5 protein-coding genes are annotated in these 6,557 nt (G+C 61.6%); 3 read left to right on the top strand and 2 right to left on the bottom strand.

From position 1 onward, the window contains the following. Positions 1 to 356: 356 nt before the first annotated feature. Complete coding sequence (locus ACWEKR_RS35290; RefSeq protein WP_452358199.1) at positions 357 to 1,382, bottom strand: dihydrodipicolinate synthase family protein; 1,026 nt, start codon at positions 1,380 to 1,382, stop codon at positions 357 to 359. 890 nt (positions 1,383 to 2,272) lie between these two features. On the opposite strand from ACWEKR_RS35290, the gene ACWEKR_RS35295 reads away from it, so the two are divergent. Further along, complete coding sequence (locus ACWEKR_RS35295) at positions 2,273 to 2,542, top strand: hypothetical protein (RefSeq protein ID WP_452358200.1); 270 nt, start codon at positions 2,273 to 2,275, stop codon at positions 2,540 to 2,542. 299 nt (positions 2,543 to 2,841) lie between these two features. Beyond that, a complete protein-coding gene (locus ACWEKR_RS35300) occupies positions 2,842 to 4,068 on the top strand; it encodes a styrene monooxygenase/indole monooxygenase family protein (protein WP_452358201.1) in 1,227 nt (408 codons plus the stop codon). Positions 4,069 to 4,765: 697 nt separating this feature from the next. On the opposite strand, the gene ACWEKR_RS35305 is transcribed toward ACWEKR_RS35300, so the two are convergent. Further along, positions 4,766 to 5,299, bottom strand: coding sequence for a DUF4254 domain-containing protein (locus ACWEKR_RS35305; protein ID WP_452358202.1), 534 nt, complete (start codon positions 5,297 to 5,299; stop codon positions 4,766 to 4,768). Between the two features lie 366 nt (positions 5,300 to 5,665). On the opposite strand from ACWEKR_RS35305, the gene ACWEKR_RS35310 reads away from it, so the two are divergent. Continuing rightward, positions 5,666 to 6,415: a FadR/GntR family transcriptional regulator gene (locus ACWEKR_RS35310; protein WP_452358203.1), complete on the top strand. Its 750-nt coding sequence runs from the start codon at positions 5,666 to 5,668 to the stop codon at positions 6,413 to 6,415. The last annotated feature ends 142 nt before the right edge of the window (positions 6,416 to 6,557 follow it).

A 6,557-nucleotide genomic window follows, 5' to 3' on the forward strand; every position in this document is an offset into this window, starting at 1 on the left:
CAGCCGTCAGCCGAGACAAGACCGTCCTCATTGACAGCCTCGACGAGTAGTCCGGCAACCAGGTCTCTCGCTGCAACTCAGTGGAACAGCTCTTCGGGCACTTAAGGCGCGACCTCAGCTCGATTGGGCAAGCATTTGCGATGCAATCGCATTCTCCTTTGCTGCCATCACACTCGATTGCAATCAACTCGAGTCGGCCTCCATCGCTCAGGCTGCGGAGGCCCGCAACCCGGTCCGGATTCGGTTTGGTGTCCACGTCGTTGTGGATCGTCACCGACGTCCTTGGCGGTGGGTGGGAGCGGTAGGTCTCTCACCTGGAACCGAATCCGTCCGGGATGACGGGGGTGGTGGGTCTGTCATCTTGGCAACCGACATCGGCATTCATGTGGGGTGCAGCCAGCCCTCGGGGTACCGGCGCAGGTCGTGGTGCAGTTACGCACGCGGCCCGGGATCACTGTTATCGGCGCCACCGGGACCGATGATGCCGCTTCGGCGATTGCGATGAGCCCGGCCAGCTCCATACTGGTTTCGGCATCCAGTGGCAACTGCGGCAGACGTGGATCACCGGCATCGAATCCCAGGGTGCGTAGACCCGATTTGACCGCCACCGGCGCTCCGTACTCGGCGATCGCGGCGAACAACGGCGCGAGCCGATCGAATAGATCCGCGGCAGCGAGAACCTGCTCAGCCTCCAGCAACCGCCACAACCGCACGATCTGCTCGGGCACCAAGCCCACCGCGGCAGTGGACCATCCTGCAGCCCCTGCAGCAGCGGCGTGCAGTGCGTGCAAGTCGCTGCCGTTCAGCACGGCAACACTGCCACCGGTGAGTTCACCGATGCGCCTGATCCGCGCGATGAGACCGCTGGACTCTTCGACTGTCCGCACCGTGCCGACTTCCGCGGCGACCTCGGCAAGAAACTCTGGTGGCAGATCGATACCTGTGGCGGCGGGATCATTACCGATTACCATGGGCAAGCCCACGAACTCCGCGATGGTCTCGAAGTGCAACGTCAACTCGTTCGAGTTCAAACGCCAACCCGCGACCGGCTTCACCATGATCGCCGTGGCGCCGAGCCGCTCAGCGAAACGAGCCCGCTCGACCGCACGAGCAGTGGTCACATCGGACACATCGACAACAGAAGCCACACGACCGTCGATCTGCTCCAGACAGACCGCGATTGTCTGCCTCCACTCGCTATGTCCGAGATGAGCACCCTCACCACTACCCCCCAACGGCACAACGGCATCCACACCCGCACAGATCATCCGATCGACGAGCCGGCGCAACATACCGACATCAACACCGGACTCAACAGCAAAGGGCGTCACCAACTGCGCCACTACCCCCGACAACACATTCCACGCCATTGTGTCAGCCATCGATATCACGCCCATTCGAACACGTCGGATGATGAAAGCTACGGTGCTCGCACCGGCAACTCGAGCGCGCATCGCATTGGCAACAACCACACTCCCATCACCACCGCAAACCCAACATGGGGGAAACACCTACGATACGCACCACCCGTAGCGCACCCACCCCGACCAATAGTCGCTGCGACACCGCCTGTTCCAAACCGGACCTGCTCGGCGGAGGTCACACGGCATCGTGCCGAGAGTGCCACTTACCAGCGCCTCGCTTCGTCCGGCCGTGCGCACACATAGCATCGGTGAAAACTCATGGGGCTTGCGGCTTCGTCCGTCAAATAGCCCGATGCCCGCCCCCACCGGGGATATGGCCAACGTAGGTGTTTCCCCCATGGCGACCGCAGGGGCGGCCTACGAGGATCGAATCGAAGCCAACAGTGTTCTTCCTGAGACGAGACATTCTATGTATCACGGCAGGCTTGTTGCTTACGCTTCCAATGCTGGACCACAAGCGAAGTCGCAACAGCAGCAGCATATTCCTCCAGCGCGCTCGGCCGACGGTCGCCACGGGCCTTCATCCGCATTGGTCAAAACATCGGCGCGCCAATGTCATTGCCTTTCTGGTCATTCCCCGGATCGGGGCATCGTCGTAAGATGTCACGGCTACGCGCGAAGGCGTTGTCGTGCCACCCGACAGCCGAAATGCTCCTGTGAGGAAGCCTCAGGCGGACACGAAAGATAGCCGCCTTCAGCGGCGACACATCCGCTCGCGCCGACGCCGTCCATTCTTCGCCGCAGCATGCCAACGGTGTTCCGCGGTGGCTGGTAATCGACATGTGCTGCACAGCATCGTATTCGTTGTGATAACTGAAGATTCGAACCATTGATACTAAGGAATAATCATGGATGTTCTGCGAATCGAGATCGACAAAGCCGGGTTCTACGCGGCCATGGAAGCGCTGATGATGGACGACCCGCACCCAGGAGATGACTACCAGGACTCTCCTTCGCACTGGCTGCGACGCGCGCTGTACGCGTATGAGTGGGCCAAGCAGACCTATCTTGCGCAGAATCGTGGCTATCAGCGCTGCCAAGAAGTTCCGTTGCCCGGCAAGGCTCGTGAGGCTGTGCTGCTTCACGAGAGCCTCGAGTACAGGCAGTGGGATGCCTGATGAGTACGTGGGATTGCACGGTATGCGGCACTCGCTTGCACACGACGTGCGACTACCGGGAGGGCCGCCATACCGCGTGCAAGAATTGTAGAAGCGGTCTGACAGCAGCGGACCTCGAAGCTCTGAGTCGATGGCTCAACCCATCAGCCTGGTCGCAGGTACGTCCAGAGCCGGAAATTGCAGGCGCTTGAGGAGATAGACCCTTCGGCAGCATTCTTTCGGGGCAGTGCTGCGAGCCGAGGACGGTCCACGGGCGGCGGCAATTATCAGAGCCCTTTCATGATTCGGACGGAACTACCTTGCGGACCATCACGATCGTCGGTGCCGGGCAAGCAGGGCTGCAGTTGGCCATCGGCTTGCTGGATGCCGGTTACGAGGTCCGGGTCATCTCCAACCGCACGCCAGAGGAGATCTGCCGCGGCCGCGTCACCTCCAGCCAATGCATGTTCGGCGGGGCAGTGGCCCGTGAACATGCACTAGGGCTCGACTTCTGGGGCGGGCAGTGCCCGGAGATCGAGGGCATCGTGTTCACGATGTTCGACGGCAACAGGAGCAAGGCTATCTCCTGGACCTCACGTCTCGATCTTGCCGCACAGTCGGTCGACGAACGGGTGAAGATGCCGCGGTGGATAACCGAATTCGTTCATCGTGGCGGCGAACTGATCGTTCACGACGTGACGATCCATGATCTCGAAAAATACCATCGCACGTCCGACCTGGTGATCGTTGCGACAGTCGCAGGTAATATCGCGGACCTCTTCGAACGCGACGTCACGCGGTGGACGTTCGTCGCTCCGCAGCGCGCCATCGCACTCGCCTACGTGAACGGCATGACGCCGCAGGCGACTCGGCCCGCTGTCTCGTTCAATTCGATACCGAAAGTGGGGGAGTACATCGTTTTCCCGGCGCTCACCACCTCGGGGCCTTGCGAGATCATGTTGATGGAGGGTGTTCCTGGTGGGCCGATGGATTGCTTCCGCGGCATCACCGACCCCCAGCAGCATCTGGAGATCGCCAAGCGGGTTGTAGCTGAGCATGTCCCCTGGGAAGCCGAGCGTTGTCACAATATCGAACTCACCGACGATCTTGCTGTGCTGACCGACCGCATCTCCCCGACTGTACGCCGTCCTATCGGGCTGCTCCCCTCAGGTGCGGCCGTACTGGGTATGGCTGATGTCGTCGTCCTCAACGACCCGATCACCTGTCAGGGATCGAACAGCGCGTCCAGGTGCGCGGCGTCATATCTGTCCAGCATCGTCGATCACGCGGATGGACTGTTCGACCTCCACTTCATGTTCGAAACCTTCTGGCGTTATTGGGATTATGTACGTTACGTCGTCGGTTGGACGAACGCGCTGCTGGGTTCGCCGCAGCCGCACATCATGGAGCTCGTAGCGGCTGCAGCGTCGAATCCGCGCGTTGCGCGACGTTTCACCAATGGATTCGACGATCCGCGGGACTTCTTTCATTGGTTCATGGATCCTCGCAGGGCGCGGATCTACCTGGAAGAGATCGGACGGGCCTGATGAGCGCTTTCCATCCATGCGGCATCGCAGAACTCCGCTTGCCGACGAGGAGCTGAAATGACCGACGCTCGGGCAAGCGTATCGACCCAGTGGCGGGGAGACTGCAGCGTTGTGTGCGGTCCCGGCAGTCCAGCCCCGGAAGGAGAAGAACCGACAGCGACGTCCGCAGGGCAGGTCGAAAGGAGCAGAAGACCTCGCGAGCGAACCTCTCCGCATGGCTTACGCAGATCCGCGGAACACCGCTCCGGACTACCGCTACGCACTCCCGGTCGACCCGTCCACCGACACAGAACAGTACGGAGGAAGGAGCTTTTCGAGCCGGTTACGCAGCTGGGAAGTCGACGCGGGCTATCGATTCGCGCTCTCGCACCGTCCATCTTCGACCTGCTCGACACAGCCAGCTGGGCCGTCTGTGGTCACGTCGTCAGGTGGGGTGTGCGACGATGGCGACCATTGGCTGCCTTGCCTCGGCGAACGGCTCCTGAACCCGGTCGAATCGGATACGGAAGCAAACAATCTCTGCGGCGGTGGCTACTCTTTCTACTGTGTTGGATTGCATCCGGGAACTGGCGGGCGAATTCAACGCGGATCCACCAGGGGGCGACTCGGTCACTTCGTAAGCGGTCTTACATCCGGGCTTGAGGCAGTTGGCATCCCTGGTCCGTATACCGAACCCAAGCCGCGCGGGAGGCCACAGTCAGAACGGGTCTGTCTCGGCAAACCGCTTGGTCGACGGCAGTCGTCGCAATCCAGCTGACAACCCGCAGACAAGCCTCTCGTACGCCGCCCCGAGAGTGTCGAGCTCGGCATGAACAGTGAGGGCCGCCGGTACGGGCTGGTTTGTCAGCTCGACATACGTTTGAACTGTCAATAGTGCCAACCTGTCGATGACATCGCCGACCGTTTCCGCTTGCAGCGGTGCTCGCGGCCGCGCGGGTGGCACCGCGAACTCGACCCATTCATCTATCGAAACCACCAACGTGCGACGACGCTCGTCAATGACGGAGTGGACGAGTTCGGCCCAGTCCATGATCCGGCCGAGTTCCCGGTACCGGCCATATTCCACGATATCGTCGATGCTGAGGAGTAGATTCCATCGGAGTTCATGAACTGTGGCGAGTTCGCGGGCAGATTCGAGAACTGGGTTGTCCGTACAGAGCAGTCCGCGGCACGCGGCCAGCACGGCGTCCTTGCCCGGCAGGCACTTGCCTCGATCTCCGGAGTCCGTCACAGCCGGTGCTCCACGATGAGCTGGATCTTCGGTCTCATCGACGGCCAGCAATTGAACGGATCCCGTCCCCGAGCGGTCGCAGTGCAGAATGCCGCGTCGACAGCAGGAGTACTCAACACTGTCCGACCATCTCACTCTCGCCATTTGCGGAAAATGGGGGAAACTCCTACGACCGCCGGCCCAGCGTCGGAACAATCGATTCCGGCCTGAGCGCGACGGGCCGCTGTGATGAGGATCCGTGCGTCGAACGTGCTCGTTGACGCAGTTGAAGATCGGGAGGTGTCGGCGCGGCCAGCCGGACAAGCGGGCAGGTCAGCTGATGACCCGCTCATAGTCCGACCAGCTTGTTGCCGTTACACTTTTCGTGTGCTGCCCGATGCGTCAACAGGAGGAAGGGCTGGTCAGGCCGAACTCACACCAGTTCGCCGGCGAGGCCTGGTCGATGAGGTAGTCCAGAAGCTCGACGAGGGGATCCGCGAGGGAGTTTTCCCGCCGGGTGCCAAACTTCCGCCCGAACATCAGCTGCAAGCTCAGCTCGGAGTCGGGCGGACTACGGTGCGCGAGGCAGTCAAGGTTCTCGTTCACGTCGGCATGCTGGAGGTCAGGCAGGGCGACGGCACCTATGTCCGGGCGACCACATCCGGTTCTCGCGAGCTGGTCGAGCGGTTACGACGGGCGCATAGCAAGGACGTGCTCGCGGTGCGGCGGGGGCTGGATCTGGAAATGGTGCGAATGGCCGCGCTTGCCCGAACCGACGACGACTTGACCAAGATTGGTGCGGTCATCGAGCGAATGCGCCGGATACTCTCCTCGCCCGGGCTCGGATCGAACGAGTTCGCCGAGGCGGATACTGAGCTGCGGATCGCCATGGCGGCGAGTACGCACAACCCTGTCCTGGTCGACCTGACCTCGTCGTTCGCAATCGCGTTGACGCGTGTCAGCGGACAGTTGGCCGCTCTGCCTGGAGCGATGGATGCGTGCGTGACACGTTATGAACGTGTATTCGATGCGGTGAGAGATCGCGACATACGACAGGCACAGGAAGCGACGACGGAGTACCTGGACTGGGTCACCTCGAAGCTCTCCGAGGTCGAGGGAGGGAGCGAGGCCGACTGAACACGAAACCTCTCGTGCCGGTTACCTCGCCGCCGCGATCGCTTGCTCGCCGCGCCGACATGTTTCACCGCCCGATCCGACTTCGCTCCCGTTTCTCGTACGGCACTGCTGGGGCTACTCCCTGCCCGAATCGTTGCGGAGT

The sequence above is a fragment of the Nocardia sp. NPDC004573 genome (assembly GCF_053602135.1).